The sequence below is a fragment of the uncultured Tateyamaria sp. genome (genome assembly GCF_947497045.1).
GTDB lineage: Bacteria > Pseudomonadota > Alphaproteobacteria > Rhodobacterales > Rhodobacteraceae > Tateyamaria.
Genome location: NZ_CANMEU010000004.1, coordinates 205,741 through 221,175, shown reverse-complemented (window position 1 = coordinate 221,175; position 15,435 = coordinate 205,741). Strand labels below are relative to the sequence as shown.

Annotated in this window: 16 protein-coding genes; 15 read left to right on the top strand and 1 reads right to left on the bottom strand. The window is 61.5% G+C overall.

Features of this window, described 5'->3' with window-relative positions; translation table 11 throughout:
* Position 1 precedes the first annotated feature (1 nt).
* Genes Q0859_RS10575 through iolG form a run of 5 tightly spaced genes read left to right on the top strand, consistent with a single transcriptional unit; the run spans position 2 to position 4,514 of the window.
* The gene (locus tag Q0859_RS10575) at positions 2 to 847 is read left to right on the top strand and encodes a phytanoyl-CoA dioxygenase family protein (protein WP_299150785.1); all 846 of its coding nucleotides are present in this window, start codon (positions 2 to 4) and stop codon (positions 845 to 847) included.
* Positions 844 to 1,824, top strand: coding sequence for a 5-dehydro-2-deoxygluconokinase (gene iolC, locus Q0859_RS10570; protein WP_299150783.1), 981 nt, complete (start codon positions 844 to 846; stop codon positions 1,822 to 1,824). The genes Q0859_RS10575 and iolC overlap by 4 nt, the downstream gene beginning before the upstream one ends.
* Positions 1,825 to 1,835: 11 nt before the next feature.
* Positions 1,836 to 2,690: a 5-deoxy-glucuronate isomerase gene (locus tag Q0859_RS10565; RefSeq protein ID WP_299150781.1), complete on the top strand. Its 855-nt coding sequence runs from the start codon at positions 1,836 to 1,838 to the stop codon at positions 2,688 to 2,690.
* On the top strand, positions 2,687 to 3,514 hold the full coding sequence (locus Q0859_RS10560) for a class II fructose-bisphosphate aldolase (protein ID WP_299150779.1): 828 nt from the start codon (positions 2,687 to 2,689) through the stop codon (positions 3,512 to 3,514). Before Q0859_RS10565 ends, Q0859_RS10560 begins: the two co-directional genes overlap by 4 nt.
* A gap of 4 nt (positions 3,515 to 3,518) precedes the next feature.
* Positions 3,519 to 4,514 carry an inositol 2-dehydrogenase gene (gene iolG, locus Q0859_RS10555; protein WP_299150777.1) on the top strand — a complete coding sequence of 332 codons (996 nt, stop codon included), beginning with the start codon at positions 3,519 to 3,521 and terminating at the stop codon, positions 4,512 to 4,514.
* A 3-nt stretch (positions 4,515 to 4,517) separates the two neighbouring features.
* Here the strand turns inward: iolG and hemN are convergent, their stop codons facing one another.
* A complete protein-coding gene (gene hemN / locus Q0859_RS10550) occupies positions 4,518 to 5,861 on the bottom strand; it encodes an oxygen-independent coproporphyrinogen III oxidase (RefSeq protein ID WP_299150773.1) in 1,344 nt (447 codons plus the stop codon).
* 65 nt (positions 5,862 to 5,926) lie between these two features.
* Here hemN and fnrL point away from each other — a divergent pair, with 65 nt between their 5' ends.
* The 10 genes from fnrL to ccoS all read left to right on the top strand — a co-directional run bounded on the left by fnrL (position 5,927) and on the right by ccoS (position 15,131).
* Positions 5,927 to 6,670, top strand: a complete 744-nt coding sequence (fnrL, locus tag Q0859_RS10545) for a transcriptional regulator FnrL (protein WP_299150768.1) — start codon at positions 5,927 to 5,929, stop codon at positions 6,668 to 6,670.
* 82 nt (positions 6,671 to 6,752) lie between these two features.
* Positions 6,753 to 7,160, top strand: a complete 408-nt coding sequence (locus tag Q0859_RS10540; protein WP_299150764.1) for a universal stress protein — start codon at positions 6,753 to 6,755, stop codon at positions 7,158 to 7,160.
* A gap of 111 nt (positions 7,161 to 7,271) precedes the next feature.
* Positions 7,272 to 8,870 (top strand): cytochrome-c oxidase, cbb3-type subunit I, encoded by a 1,599-nt coding sequence (gene ccoN, locus Q0859_RS10535; protein WP_299150760.1) that lies wholly within the window; start codon positions 7,272 to 7,274, stop codon positions 8,868 to 8,870.
* Between the two features lie 126 nt (positions 8,871 to 8,996).
* Positions 8,997 to 9,698 (top strand): cytochrome-c oxidase, cbb3-type subunit II, encoded by a 702-nt coding sequence (ccoO, locus tag Q0859_RS10530; protein WP_299151472.1) that lies wholly within the window; start codon positions 8,997 to 8,999, stop codon positions 9,696 to 9,698.
* A 12-nt stretch (positions 9,699 to 9,710) separates the two neighbouring features.
* Positions 9,711 to 9,908, top strand: coding sequence for a cbb3-type cytochrome c oxidase subunit 3 (locus Q0859_RS10525; protein WP_299150757.1), 198 nt, complete (start codon positions 9,711 to 9,713; stop codon positions 9,906 to 9,908).
* The gene (gene ccoP / locus Q0859_RS10520; RefSeq protein ID WP_299150755.1) at positions 9,901 to 10,767 is read left to right on the top strand and encodes a cytochrome-c oxidase, cbb3-type subunit III; all 867 of its coding nucleotides are present in this window, start codon (positions 9,901 to 9,903) and stop codon (positions 10,765 to 10,767) included. Before Q0859_RS10525 ends, ccoP begins: the two co-directional genes overlap by 8 nt.
* A 189-nt stretch (positions 10,768 to 10,956) precedes the next feature.
* Positions 10,957 to 12,390: a cytochrome c oxidase accessory protein CcoG gene (gene ccoG, locus Q0859_RS10515; protein ID WP_299150753.1), complete on the top strand. Its 1,434-nt coding sequence runs from the start codon at positions 10,957 to 10,959 to the stop codon at positions 12,388 to 12,390.
* A gap of 2 nt (positions 12,391 to 12,392) precedes the next feature.
* The gene (locus tag Q0859_RS10510; RefSeq protein ID WP_299150749.1) at positions 12,393 to 12,851 is read left to right on the top strand and encodes a FixH family protein; all 459 of its coding nucleotides are present in this window, start codon (positions 12,393 to 12,395) and stop codon (positions 12,849 to 12,851) included.
* Positions 12,848 to 14,971, top strand: a complete 2,124-nt coding sequence (locus tag Q0859_RS10505; RefSeq protein WP_299150745.1) for a heavy metal translocating P-type ATPase — start codon at positions 12,848 to 12,850, stop codon at positions 14,969 to 14,971. The genes Q0859_RS10510 and Q0859_RS10505 overlap by 4 nt, the downstream gene beginning before the upstream one ends.
* A gap of 4 nt (positions 14,972 to 14,975) precedes the next feature.
* On the top strand, positions 14,976 to 15,131 hold the full coding sequence (gene ccoS, locus Q0859_RS10500) for a cbb3-type cytochrome oxidase assembly protein CcoS (protein WP_299150741.1): 156 nt from the start codon (positions 14,976 to 14,978) through the stop codon (positions 15,129 to 15,131).
* The last annotated feature ends 304 nt before the right edge of the window (positions 15,132 to 15,435 follow it).

Here is a 15,435-nt window from a genome sequence, read left to right as displayed (position 1 = left end):
CATGTTGAGCGTGCCCCATGATGCGATTGATGCAGATGCGATCTGCGCCGAGTTGATGGAGGGTGGCGGGGCCGTGCGGATCACCGGCCTGTTCACGCCGGACCAGATCGCAGAGGCGCGCCGCATCATCATGGCCCATTCGGATCGTGAGGGCGACAAGGTCACCCATTTTCAGGGTGCCGCGATGGAAGACGGCCGGGCAGACCTGCAACGCCGGGTCTGGAACCTGCTGGCCAAGGGCGATGTGTTTTCTGACATGGCCACCCATCCGGCAATCATGGGCATCCTGCGCAAATGGCTGGGGTCCGAGTTCATCATGGGTTCGATTGCGGCCAATCGAATCTTGCCCGGCGGACCGGGGCAGGAGCCGCATATCGATTTTCCCTACTGGGATTTTCACTTGCCCGAGACGCATCCCATGGGTCTGAACGCCTCGTTCCCGCTGAATGCGCAAGTGACCATCGCACTTGATCCTTTCACGGAAAAGTCGGGCGCGACCGCCTATCTTCCCGGATCGCAAAAGCATCTTCGCTATCCGACACCGAACGACCACGCGCAATTCTACGACACCTGCGCGCGCATGACCGGGGTGCCGGGCGATGTGGTTCTGTTCTTTGGGGCGGCGTGGCATTGCGCCATGCCCAACCATGCCGATCACGACCGCAATGCCGTGCTGATCAACTACATCCCCAAATGGGTCAAACCGCTTGAGGATATGCCCGCCGCCCTGCCGCCGGGCTTCATCGACAATGCCAGCGTCGACATGCGCCAGCTTCTGGGTCTCGACTACCGTTATCCCGAAGTGCTGGACACCGCCGACGCCATCAACGCGGAGGGGATCAGATGAGCGCCCTTCTGGACGGTATCAAAGCCAACAATTTCGTCATCGTGGGCCGCGCGGGCATCGACTTTTTCACCGATGTGGGGGTGCGCGCCGAGGATGCAGCATCGGTCACCGTCGATCTGGGTGGCTCGGCAGCCAATATCGGCGCAGGCATCTGCAAACTGGGAGGGCAGGCGGCGCTGGTCACGTCCGTCTCTGACGATTCCGTGGGCAGTTATTGCATCAACCGGCTTGGCCATTACGGGGTGGACACCACCCATGTGCGCCGGGTCGGTGGGGAATACCGCAACTCACTGGCGTTTTATGAGAGCGTGCTTGAGGGGCACCGCAACGTGATCTATCGCAACGGGGCGGCGGACTTTCAGATGGAGGTCGCAGATGTCGAGGCCGTGGATTACAGCCGCTACGGTGCGCTGATCACCGCAGGCACCGTGTTTGCCGCCGAACCATCGCGCAGCGCCACGTTCCGTGCCTTTGAGCTTGCCAAGGCCGCTGGCCTGCCGATCATTTTCGATGTCGATTACCGCCCCTATAGCTGGCCCTCGTCCGAAGTTGCCGCCGATGTGCTGAGCCGCGCAGCAGACGCCTCGGACATGATCGTGGGCAATGACGAGGAATTTGGGTTCATGGCCGGGGGGATGGGCAAGGGGCAGGCCAAGGCGCGCGTGCTGTCGGAAACCTCAGCCGAGATTGTCGTCTACAAGATGGGTGAAAACGGGGCTGTCACATATGCCGGGGGCGACGAGATCACGACCGGCATCTATCCCGTCACTGCCGTCAAACCCAACGGGGCGGGCGATGCGTTTATGGCTGGGCTGATGACGTCCATCGCAGACGATCACGACCTGGAAACGGCAATTCTGCGCGGTTCGGCCTGTGCGTCGATCACCGTGTCCCAACCGGGCTGCGCGCCCGCCATGCCGACCCCGGACTTGCTTGACGATTTTCTGACCAATCATCCCGGTCCCACTCAAACCTAAGGAGGCCGCAGATGCACATCGCGCCCTATGACAACCAGAACAAACCTATCGTGGACGTGGATGACGAGACGGTTCCGCTCAACTATTTCAACATCGTGAAGCTGAAAAAGGGGCAGGCGTTTGAATATGCCGTGCCGGGGTTTGAAACCTGCATTGTGCCTGCCACGGGCAGCATTGATGTGGATATCGAGGGTTTCAAGGTCGCTGATCTGGGCGGGCGTGGTGTTGACGTATGGGATGGCGAACCAGAAGGCGTCTATGTCCCCACTGCCGCGCGCGCCCAGATGGTCTGCACGTCGGACGCAGCCGAAGTGTTCGTGGCAGGTGCCAAATACGACAAGGTGCTTGAGGCCTTCGCTGTGCGCAATAACGAGCTGGATCTGGTGCAATACGGCTCTGACGACACCAAGACCCACCGCAAGATCAAGCATATTCTTGGCACCAGATATCACGACAAGGTGGGCCGCCTGCTGGTGTCGGAGTTGTTCACGGTCGGGCAGGGTGGCTGGTCGGGCTTTCCCAGCCACAAGCACGATACTGACCGGCGTGACGGTGATCAGATCATCGAAACCCGCCATGACGAGACATATAATTTCCGCTTCCGGCCCAATCACGGGTCAGGCGTACAGATGCTGCAACGCAAAGAGGGGAAGTCGGGGGATGCCTACCACCTTGTTGATGGGTCCACCATTTGTCTCGACAGCGGGTATCACCCCTGCGCGGTGTTGCCGGGCTACGAGATGTATTACTTCACCATTCTGGGCGGTCTGAGCCAGCGCAGTCTGGTGCAGTATTTCCAGCCCTCCCATGCCGATCAGATCGAGACCATTCCCGGCATCAAAGACATGATCGCCAAGTTCAAATGAGCCTCGCCACTCTGTCCGAGGTACTGGTCCCGGCCAAGACTGAAGGCTACGCGGTGGCGGGTCTGGTCTGTTTGGGATGGGAAGACATGCGCGCCTATGTGGCCGCCGCCGAGGCCGAAGGCTGCCCCGTGATCCTGCAAGCGGGCCCATCCTGTCGGGCACACACCCCGCTGCCCATTCTGGGCAAGATGTTCCGCCATCTGGCTGAAGAGGCCAGCGTGCCGGTCGTCGCCCATTTGGATCACGGATATACCTTTGAGGAATGCAAAGAGGCGTTGGAGGCGGGCTTTACCTCGCTGATGTTCGACGGCTCGCGCAAGCCGCTGCAACAGAACATCGACGAGACGGCAGTGATTGCCGAAATGGCGCATAAGGCCGGCATTTCCTGCGAGGGCGAGATCGGGTTCGTGGGCTATGACAATGGCGAAGCCTCGGCCGGGACCAACCCGCAGGAGGCGGCACAGTTCGCCCGCGAGACGGGCGTGGATGCGATGGCGATTTCGGTGGGCAACGTGCATTTGCAGACCGATCAATCCGGTGGCCTTGACGAAGGGCGCATCGCTGCGATCCAGGGGCTGACGGATGTGGCGCTGGTGATCCACGGCGGGTCGGGCGTGCCGGGCGTACAGCGGCGCGCGCTCGCGCGGGGCACTAACATCTGCAAATTCAACGTCGGGACCGAGTTGCGCCAAGCCTTTGGGCACGCCTTGCGGGATGCGGTGAACCGCGATCCAGATCGCTTTGACCGGGTGCGAATCCTCGGTGAAACGCACGATCCGGTGGTTGCTGCGGCGCGCAGGGTATTCCAAACGATGAGAGGTTAGACCCATGATAAACATCGCACTTCTGGGCTGTGGCCGTATCGGGCAGGTCCATGCGCGCAGCCTGATGGGCATGGAAGGTGCGCAGGTCGCAGCCGTGGCAGACGCGATGCCCGCAGCGGCCGAAGCACTTGCCAAACGCACTGGCGCGCCCGTCATGTCGGTCGCGGATATCATGGCCGCTGCGGACATCGATGCCGTGGTCATCGGGACCCCCACAACGACGCATTATGACCTGATCCACACCGCCGCCCGCGCCCAAAAGGCGATATTCTGCGAAAAGCCCATTGATCTGAATTCAGAGCGGATCAAGGACTGTCTGGCGGTGGTCGACACGAACGCTGTCCCGTTTTTTGTCGCCTTCAACCGCCGCTTCGATCCGAATTTCCAGACCCTTCAAGCCCAGATCGCCGCCGGTAAGATTGGTGAGGTGGAAATGGTCACGATCCTGTCGCGCGATCCATCCCCGCCGCCCATCGACTATATCAAGACCTCGGGTGGGTTGTTTCGCGACATGATGATCCACGATCTGGACATGGCCCGCTTTCTTCTGGGCGAAGACCCGGTGGAGGTGTTCACCCACGCCGCGTGCCTCGTGGACCCCGCGATTGGCGCGGCGGGCGATGTGGATACGGCGATGGTGTCGCTGCGCACGGCCAGCGGCAAGCTGTGCCAGATTTCGAACTCGCGCCGCGCGACCTATGGCTATGATCAGCGCATCGAGGTGCATGGGCAAACGGGGATGCTGCGGGCGGACAATGTGCTGACCTCCACCGTCGAGATATCGAACGCGGACGGATTCCGCCGCGCCCCGACCGAGCCGTTCTTTCTGGAGCGTTACGCCGATGCCTACCGCGCCGAGATGGCCCATTTTGTCGACGTGCTGACCACCGGAAAACCCGCAAACCCAAGCGGTGTCGACGGATTCAAGGCGCAAGTCATGGCCGATGCCGCGCAAGCCTCGCATGACAGTGGGACACCGCAGAAACTGGTGTTTGACTGACGCTCAGATTGCTGCGCTATAGGTCCGTTCAGCTGTCAATGGCGTGCTCGGGGTGACCAGTTGTACTGCGATCAGCCGCACCAGCGGATGGGCCCACCGCCTGATCTCCAATGTCCGCCCGTCCCATGTAACAGCACCGTCAAAGTCCTGCGCGATCTGGTTCATCGCTTTGACAATCAAGGGCTTTGCTGCCTGCGCGTCGCTGAGGGTGGCGACGTAATAACACATCAACTGCTCGACCAGATTGGACTTCAGCCTGTCTGCCTCGCTCAGTGCATAGCCACGCCAGATCGCGGATACGCCCGCATCAATCTGGGTCGCATATTTGCCGGTGACCGGAATGTTCTGGGCGAACCCCTGCGGAAAGGTCGAAATCGCCGACGCCCCCAGACCGACGAGATACCCGATTGCATCGTCCGTGTACCCTTGAAAGGACCGTTTGAGGCGCTGATCAAAGAAGGCGTGCGCCAGCGCATCCTCGGGCCGCGCAAAGTGGTCAATCCCGATCTGGACATAGCCCTGACCCAATAACGTCTTGCGCGCTTGTTCAAACAGGGCCAGCCGCGCCTCGGGTTTGGGCAAGGCATCCGCGGGGATCAACGACTGGCGTTTGGACATCCATGGCACATGCGCATAGCCAAAAAGCGCGATCCGTCCGGGCTGCATTGCAAGTGCGGCCTCCAGCGTGGCCGCCAATGTGCCGGGGGTCTGGAAAGGCAGCCCATAGAGCAGGTCAAAGTTCAGTGAACTGACCCCGAGGCTGCGCAGATCATCGACCACCGATTGCGTAAGATCGCGCGACTGGGTACGTCCGATGGCGGCCTGAACCTGCCGGTCAAAGTCCTGAATGCCAAGGCTGGCGCGGCTTAACCCTTGCTGTTTGAGCATGGCAAGCCGGGCCGGGCCAACATCAGTCGGGTCCACCTCGACCGAAAACTCATCCAGGTCCGACAGGCCCCAGATATCATCAAGACCGCGCAGCAACCTGTCCAGCAACGACGCAGACAGGATCGTCGGCGTGCCACCCCCAAGATGCAGGCGTTTGGGGGTGACGCCATTTATGAAACCGCGGCGTTGATCCGCAGCCTCGCGCAAAACCCGATCCACATAGGGCGCAAGCGGGGCCGCGTTGCGGGTGCCCTGGGTTCGGCAGGCACAAAACCAGCACAATCTGCGGCAAAACGGAATGTGGACATACAGCGAAATCTCTGCATCCTTGGGTGCGTTCGATTGCCAGGTGCGCACGTGATCCGCGCTTATCCCTTCGGTGAACCAGTTCGCAGGTGGGTAGCTTGTAAAGCGTGGCACCTTGGCGTTGAACAGGCCAAAGTGACGGAGGTCGGACAAGTGTTTCATACCCAAAACCTGCACGCATTTTGCGTGGCCTGCTTTGACACAGATCAACAGGGCACATGATGGCGCATTCCTTGGCGACAGCCCCGACCTGTTCGAATTGTCCGATCCGTCACCGGGCCCTTTGCGCGCGCTGTGATGATGACGAATTGGAAGACCTGAACAGGATCAAGTTTTACAGAACCTATAAGGCGGGCCAGACGATTGCGATGCGCGGTGATGCGCTGGATGTGGTTGCATCGGTCGTGAGCGGCACGGCAACGCTGGAGCGTGGGATCGAAGATGGGCGCACCCAGATGGTCGGCCTGCTGCTGCCATCTGACTTTATCGGGCGTCCGGGTCGCACGACCTTGCAATATGATGTGACGGCGGTGTCGGAGCTAACTCTGTGCTGCTTCGCGCGCAAACCCTTTGAGGCGTTGCTGATCCAGATCCCCCACCTTCAGGAGCGGCTGCTGGAAATGGCGCTGGATGAGTTGGATGCCGCGCGGGACTGGATGCTGCTGTTGGGTCGCAAGACGGCCCGCGAAAAGATCGCGAGCCTGTTGATGCTGATGGCCAAGCGTACGATGAATCCCGATGGCGAGGCGATGGGGACCACGTCGCGCCTTGAGTTGCCAATCAGCCGCGAAACCATGGCGAACTTTCTGGGCCTTACCATCGAAACCGTCAGCCGCCAGTTCACAGGTCTGCGCAAGGACGGAGTGATCGGATTGGATGGCAACCGGGTCGTGCTGATCCCCGATCTACAGGACTTGCTGGTTGAAAGCGGGGATGACGGTGATGGCGGTCCGTTGATCTAGGCGCAGGCTTGATCCACATCAACGCGGGGGATCTGCGAGGTCCCTATCCTCTGTTCTGCAAATCAGAACGGAAGGAACGACGATGTACAAGAATATCCTTATTCCCGTCGCATTCGAGGAAGAGCGGGATGTCGCGGGTGCCATGGAGGTGGCCGCGCGTCTGTCAGGGCCGGACGCACATACGACGTTCCTGCATGTGATGGAGCAATTGCCGGTCTATGCGGCTGAATACATGCCTGCGGATATGCTGGCCGGCACCCGTTCACGTGCCAAAGAGCGTTTGTCGGACCTGGCCGACAAAGTGCCCGGCGGGCGCATGGCCGTAATCGATGGGCCCACCGGACGATCCATCACCGAATGGGCCTCTGATAACAGCGCGGACCTGATCGTGATCCCTTCGCACCGGCCCGTATTTTCCGACATCCTGCTTGGATCGACAGCCGCATGGGTTGTGCGTCACGCGCAATGTGCGGTGCATGTGATCCGCTAAATTACCGGTCTTGATCCAGATCAACGCGCGCGTTTTTCCGCGTCTCTATCACACCATCGAGAACAGGTGCGCCGCCCGTCCGTGGCGGCGCAGAAGTGCAAAGGAAAACTCATGTGGGATTACGTCAAACTCATCTTGCTTGGCCTTGTCGCCCTGATGGCCGCAATTGGGTCGGACTGGGGATATGATCTGGCCTACAAGGTTCATGCCGCGCTGATCATGTTTGTCGCGGGCGGCATGTTCATCTGGCAACTGCGTCAGATGGGCGATGTCAAACCGGTCGTGGATAGGTCCGGGTATATGGACGGCGTGATCCGGGCAGGGGTCATTGCCACCGGGTTCTGGGGCGTGGTCGGCTTTCTGGTGGGGGTGTTGATCGCCTTCCAACTGGCCTTTCCTGTGCTGAATTTCGACTGGGGCCAGCCTTTCACCAATTTCGGACGGCTGCGCCCGCTGCACACCAGTGCGGTGATCTTTGCGTTCGGAGGCAACGCGCTGATCATGTCCTCGTTCTATATCGTGCAGCGTACCTGTGGCGCGCGGCTCTGGGGCGGCAACCTCGCGTGGTTCGTGTTCTGGGGCTATCAGTCGTTCATCGTGCTGGCCGCCACTGGCTATCTGCTGGGTGCGACCCAATCCAAGGAATATGCCGAACCCGAGTGGTATGTGGATATCTGGTTGACCTTCGTGTGGGTCGCGTTTCTGGCCGTCTATCTGGGGACGATCTTCCGCCGCCGCGAAAAGCACATCTATGTGGCCAACTGGTTTTTGCTGAGCTTCATCATCACCGTCGCGATGCTGCACATCGTCAACAACCTGAGCATTCCTGTCTCCCTGCTTGGGTCAAAATCGGTGCAGGTCTTTTCGGGCGTGCAGGATGCAATGACGCAGTGGTGGTACGGGCACAACGCGGTCGGCTTCTTTCTCACCGCCGGGTTTCTGGGGATGATGTACTATTTCGTGCCCAAGCAGGCCGAACGCCCCGTTTACAGCTACAAGTTGAGCATCATCCACTTCTGGGCGCTGATCTTTCTCTATATCTGGGCGGGTCCGCACCACTTGCACTACACCGCGCTGCCCGATTGGGCCTCGACCCTGGGCATGGTGTTCTCGATTATCCTGTGGATGCCAAGTTGGGGGGGCATGATCAACGGACTGATGACGCTGCAAGGGGCCTGGGACAAGCTGCGCACCGATCCGATCATTCGTATGATGGTGATCAGCCTTGCCTTTTACGGCATGTCCACGTTCGAAGGGCCGATGATGTCGATCCGGGCGGTCAATGCGCTGTCGCACTACACCGACTGGACCATCGGACACGTGCACTCCGGTGCCTTGGGCTGGAACGGGATGATCACCTTTGGCGCGCTCTATTTCCTGACGCCGCGCCTGTGGGGGCGCAAGCGGATGTATTCGATGGCCGCTATCGACTGGCACTTCTGGCTCGCGACCATCGGGATCGTTCTTTACGCCGCCTCGATGTGGGTCACCGGCATCATGGAAGGGCTGATGTGGCGCGAAGTTGATGCGCAAGGGTTCCTCGTCAATTCATTCGCCGACACCGTTGATGCCAAATTCCCGATGTATGTGGTGCGTGGCCTTGGCGGGGTCCTTTACCTCAGTGGCGGGCTGATCATGGTCTGGAACATGTGGATGACCATTCGGGGAGGCGCACGTGTCGCCGCGCCCGTTGGTGTCCCGGCAGAATAAGGGAGGCCGAGAACAATGGCTGACAATCCAAAGAACTTCGGTTCCGCCAAGGGTGGCAATCTTGCGGCTGCGGCGGGCAACCCCGCCGGGGCAACCGCACAGGGCGCATTCCTTAATCGTCACGCGATGATCGAACGCAGCCCCACATTGCTGTTCATCCTGTCGCTGCTGGTCGTGAGCATCGGAGGCATCGTCGAAATCGCCCCTCTGTTCTACCTCGAGAATACCATCGAAGAGGTCGAGGGCATGCGCCCCTACAGCCCCCTCGAACTGGCGGGGCGCGACATCTATGTCCGTGAGGGCTGCTATGTGTGCCACTCCCAGATGATCCGGCCCATGCGGGATGAGGTCGAACGCTATGGCCACTATTCGCTGGCGGCGGAGTCGATGTATGACCACCCCCACCAGTGGGGGTCCAAGCGCACAGGGCCTGATCTGGCGCGCGTGGGGGGGCGGTATTCTGATGCCTGGCATGTGGATCACCTCAACGATCCGCAATCGGTGGTGCCCGAGTCGATCATGCCCAAATACGCGTTTCTGGGACGCACCCCGATCCAGGGCAAACGTATCGAAGATCTGTTGCGCACCCACCGCTTTGTCGGGGTGCCCTACACCGAAGACATGATCGAAAACGCGGTCTCTGACTTTAGGGCTCAGGGTGACCCGGAGTCCGATTGGGACGCATTGGTCGAACGCTATCCCGGTGCGGTTGTGGCGAACTTTGATGGCCAGCCCGAACTGACCGAGATGGACGCGCTGATCGCCTACCTTCAGATGCTGGGCACGTTGGTCGATTTCTCGACCTTCACCCCAGATGCAAACCGATAAGAGGGCGCGGACATGGACACCTATTCCACCTTGCGCGAACTGGCGGACAGTTGGGTGCTGCTGGCGATGATGGTCTTTTACATCGTGGCCTGCGTCTGGGCGTTTCGTCCGGGCGCGCGCAGCGCCAATGACGAGGCCGCAAGCATCCCATTTCGCCATGACGATGGGGCCCTCTCCAATCCCAAGAACCGGAGGCCAAGTGATGGCTGACCACAAAGAAAAAGACGAGATCACCGGGATCGACACCACCGGCCATGATTGGGACGGGATCAAGGAACTCAACAACCCGCTGCCGCGCTGGTGGCTGTGGACGCTTTACGCCACTATCGTTTGGGCTATCGCCTATACGATTGCATATCCGGCTTGGCCGCTGATAAATTCGGCCACGGGCGGGGTCCTGGGGTACTCCACACGCGGCGAGGTGGCCGATCAGATCGCAGCCGTTGATGCGCAGAATGCCGAGGTGGCGCAGCGCCTTGCCTCGGCGGATCTGTCAACCCTTGCACCGGACGATCCGGCCCACCGCTACGGCGTGGCCGGGGGCGCGTCGGTCTTTCTGTCCCATTGTTCGCAATGCCATGGGTCGGGTGCGGCGGGGGCTGTGGGATACCCGAACCTGCTGGATGATGACTGGCTATGGGGTGGCACACTCGAAGACATCGAATACACCGTGCGCCACGGTATCCGAAATGAAGCGGACCCGGACGCGCGCTGGTCGCAGATGCCCGCCTTTGGCGAGTTGCTCGAAGGCGAGGAAATTGCGGCCACGGTCGAACACGTGTTGACCCTGTCGGGCAAGGATCACGACGCGGCGCTGGCGGCGCAGGGGGCCATTCTGTTCGAAGAGCAATGCGCGGCCTGCCACGGCGAGGCAGGCGAGGGGATGCGCGATCAGGGTGCGCCCCGCCTGTCGGATGCGATCTGGCTTTATGGTGGGGATCGGGACACGCTCACTAAGACAATCACCTATTCCCGTTTCGGCGTGATGCCCCCGTGGGGCCCGCGTCTGGACGAGGCAGAGATCAAGGCCGTCACCTTGTATCTGCACCAATTGGGTGGGGGCGAATAACGCGCCCCGACCCTACATCGATGTTGCGCGCCTCAGGTTGTCCATCCTTCGGCGGGCGCGTGGCACCTCCGGCCCCTGTCCTGTTCGCACTCAATGGGGGTCGGGGGCTTTTTCGTACACCCTTGATCCAGATCAAGGCTGGCTGGTGGGCGGATCGCGCAGAGTGAGGTCACGAACAGGACAATCAACATGACCCAACCCCAAGGCGCGCCCCCGTCACTTTATGCCGCGCGCGAACCGATCTTTCCCCGGCGCGTCAAGGGCACCTTCCGCACACTCAAGTGGTGGATCATGGGCGGGACGCTGGCGGTCTATTACCTGACCCCCTTTATCCGGTGGGATCGCGGCCCGAACCTGCCCGATCAGGCTGTGCTGATCGACCTTGCGGGGCGGCGCTTCTATTTCTTCTGGATTGAAATCTGGCCGCACGAGTTCTACTTTGTGGCCGGGCTGTTGATCATGGCCGGGCTGGGGCTGTTCCTGTTCACCTCCGCCCTTGGCCGGGTCTGGTGTGGCTATACCTGCCCGCAGACTGTGTGGACCGACTTGTTCATTCTGGTCGAGCGCTGGATCGAGGGCGACCGCAACGCCCGCGTGCGGCTGTGGAATGCGGACTGGAGCTTGCGCAAACTCCGGTTGCGGCTGACCAAGTGGGTGGTCTGGTTCTTTATCGCTTTGGTCACGGGTGGGGCGTGGGTCTTCTATTTCGCGGACGCTCCCACATTGGCACGCGATCTGGTTACCGTGCAGGCGCCCTTCATCGCCTATTCGACCATCCTCGTGCTGACCGCGACCACCTTCGTCTTTGGTGGGTTCATGCGCGAACAGGTCTGCAACTACATGTGCCCGTGGCCCCGCATTCAGGCCGCAATGATGGACAATGACACGCTGACCGTCGCCTATCGCCACTGGCGGGGTGAGCCACGCGGCAAGCACCGCAAGGCGGCGGATGCGGGTAAATTGGGCGACTGTATCGACTGCATGGCTTGCGTGAACGTCTGCCCGGCAGGCATCGACATTCGTGACGGTCAACAGATGGAGTGCATCACCTGCGCGCTGTGCATTGATGCCTGCGACGATGTGATGGCGCGCATTGGCAAGCCGCGCGGGCTGATCGGCTATCTCGCCCTTGCCGATGAGGAACGCGAGACCGCGGGTGCCCCGCCGCGCCCCATCTGGCAGCATGTGCTGCGCCCCCGCACGATCCTTTATACCGTGCTGTGGTCGCTGATCGGGGTGGTGCTGGTCTATGCGCTGTTCATCCGGTCCGACATTGGGCTGACGGTCGAGCCGGTGCGCAATCCGCAATTTGTGACCCTGTCGGATGGGGCCGTGCGCAACACCTACACCGTGCGTATCCGAAATCTGACGGCCCAGGACCGCACTTTCCGGCTCATGCTCACCTCGGACGAGATATTGCGGATCGAGGTTGAAACAGACGGACCGCATGAAGGCCACGTGACCGTGCCCGCCAACGAGACGATGCAGGCCCGCGTCTACGTTACCGCGCGTCCTCAGGACCCGGCGGCAGAGGCCGAAATCACCGACCTGCGTTTGTGGGTCGAAGACGTGGGCAGCGACGACCGCGCGGGTGTCGCCACCATTTTCAACGGAAGGGGATAGCCATGTTTTCACGCGAACTCACAGGCTGGCATGTGGCCGCGATCTTTGGCGGGGCCTTTGCGGTTATCATCGGGGTGAACCTCACCTTGGCGTTCAAGGCGGTATCGACCTTTCCGGGCCTTGAGACGCGCAATTCCTATGTGGCCAGTCAGACCTTTGATCGCGACCGCGCGACCCAAGAGGCCTTGGGTTGGAATGTAAGTGCCGATCTCGTGGATGGTATGCTGTTTCTGCGGATCGATGATGAGGTGGGGGCAGTTGTGCCACGCGTTACCGCCGCCACCCTGGGTCGTGCCACCCATGTCGCCGACGACCTCAGCCCCGTGTTTCGCCATGATGGCACCCGGTTTGTGGCCGAGGTCGGCACCCTGGCGCGGGGCAACTGGAACCTGCGGGTGGAGGCCGAAGCGGCGGACGGCACGGCCTTTCGTCAGCGCGTGATCGTGCGGGTTGCGCCATGACGATGGCCGCCTGTCCGGGCTGCGTCGCTGCTGGCCCTGCGGCAGAGCGTGCAGCGAGGCGCGCAGGCCTGCCCACCCATGAGTTGATCCTGCCCACCATCCACTGTTCCGCCTGCATCAGCGCGGTCGAGCGGCTTTTGAATGCGCGCCCCGAAATTGCCGCCGCCCGCGTCAACCTCAGCCGCAAGCGGGTGGCCATCACGGCACAGGTGGGTCTGGACCCGACCCCATGGATCACCGCGCTGACGGCCATCGGGTTTGAGGCGCACGAGGCACGCGCCACGATCGCTGCGCAGGGCAATGACGGGCTGACCTTGCGCCTTGGCATTGCGGGTTTCGCGATGATGAACGTCATGCTGCTGTCGATCGCCGTCTGGTCGGGGGCCAGCGACTCGACCCGCGATTTCTTTCACTGGATCGCGGCGACCATATCGCTGCCTGCCGCCATCTACTGCGCCGACCCGTTCTTTCGTTCGGCCTGGAGTGCTTTGAAAGCTGCGCGCCTGAACATGGATGTGCCCATTGCGCTGGCGATCATTCTGGCCTGCGGATTGTCGCTTTATGAGACGATGACCGGGGGCGCGCACGCTTATTTCGATGCGGCGCTGTCGTTGACGTTTTTCCTGCTGGTGGGCCGGGTGCTTGAAACACGAATGCGCAGTGCTGCACGCTCGGCGGCGGCGGACCTGGCCGCGCTTGAACCCAACCGGGTTACGCGGATCGATGGTGACACCCGCGTCAGTTGCCCGGTGGATGAGATCGTGACCGGTGATATGCTGTGGCTCGCCGCAGGCTGCCGCGTTCCGGTTGACGGTGTGTTGACCAGCCCCGTCGCACAGGTGGACCGCAGCGCGTTGACGGGGGAAAGCGACGCGACTGAAGTGCGCGCGGGTGCGGTACTGACAGCTGGCGATGTGCTCCTGAGCGGCCCCGTGACCCTGCGCACCAGCGTGGATGCCAAAGGGTCAACCCTGCGCCGTCTGGTTTATCTGGCCGCCCTCGCCGAAGGGGCGCGCAGCCGCTACACCAGCCTCGCCACCAAAGCTGCGGGCATCTATGCGCCGCTGGTCCATGGGTTGGCGCTGGCCGCGTTTCTGGGCTGGTCCTTTGCGACCGCTGACCTCTACCACGCCCTCACCATCGCCATCGCAACGCTGATCATCACATGCCCTTGCGCCCTCGGGCTGGCGGTGCCTGCGGTCGCGACCGTGGCGACGGGGCGGTTGTTCCGCATGGGTATTCTGGTCAAATCCGAAACCGCGCTCGAACGATTGGCCGAGGTCGACACGGTCGTCTTTGACAAGACAGGAACGCTCAGCGACAGTGGTCTGGTGCCACCAGCCGAGATGCCTGATGGCCCGCGCCGTGTGCTCAAGGCACTGGCCCAAGCCTCGCAACACCCGCTCAGCCGGAGCGTTTTGGGTGCGTTGGCGGATGTGCAAGCCACGGATCTTGACGGGATCCAAGAGCATCGGGGCAAGGGCGTGTGCGCCTGCTGTGCGGGTCGTCCGGTTGCTTTGGGAAACGGGGCATGGCTTGGCTTGGGCACAGGAACATGGGTGCAGGTCGGCGATGCGGCCTATCTGCTGGAGCGGCGCGAGCGCGCGGTTCCAGATGCGATGCCTGCGCTGAGTGCGCTTCATGCCATGGGGCTCGACATCCATATGTTGACAGGGGACACCCATGCCCATGCCACACGGATGGCGGCGGACCTGCCAGTTGATCATGTCCATGCCGAGGTCGACCCGGAGGCGAAACAAAAGCTGATCCGCGACTTGCAGGCCCAAGGGCGGCGGGTTGTGATGGTGGGCGATGGGCTGAACGATACGCTGGCGCTGACGCAAGCCTGGGCCTCGATCGCACCGGGCACTGCGCTTGAGGCAAGCCAGAATGCTGCGGATGTCGTTCTGCTGGGCCAGCAACTGTCGGGCATTCCGACGGTCCTGCGCATCGCGCGCAGTGCGCGGCGGCGGATCCTTGAGAATTTTGCCCTCGCGGCGGGGTACAACTGTACCGCGATCCCGCTCGCGCTGATGGGGTTTGCGACCCCCTTGATGGCCGCGCTGGCCATGTCGAGCAGTTCGATCACCGTGACACTCAACGCGTTGAGGACCAAGTAAGCCCATGAACATTCTTGTTATTCTTGTTCCGTGTTCGCTGATCCTTGGCCTGGGGGCGCTGGTCGCCTTCATCTGGACGTTGCGGCACGATCAATATTCAGACCCCGCAGGCGATGCGCAGCGTATCCTGCTGGAGGAGGACGACGCCCCACGGCCCTGATACGTTTTTTGTTTGACCTGACCTCGGGCTTGGTTCCACAGTTGCGGCGCGCCATTGCGGCGCATGGGTTGCATACGAATGCGTATTGTCGGGATCAGATCATTGTCGCGCCGAGCCACGGGCTGCGATCTTGTGCCCTGTCTATAAGGATGTCGGGCCGATAGGCTCGATCGCTTTGACGGCGCACTGCGCGGTCACCCCCCGCCCTTGTGACGACGACGTGATCCATGACCCACACACTTGCCACGCAACAGCCTGAAAAAAGGCGCGACGCATGTTCTGACACCGTTTCATCGGACATAAC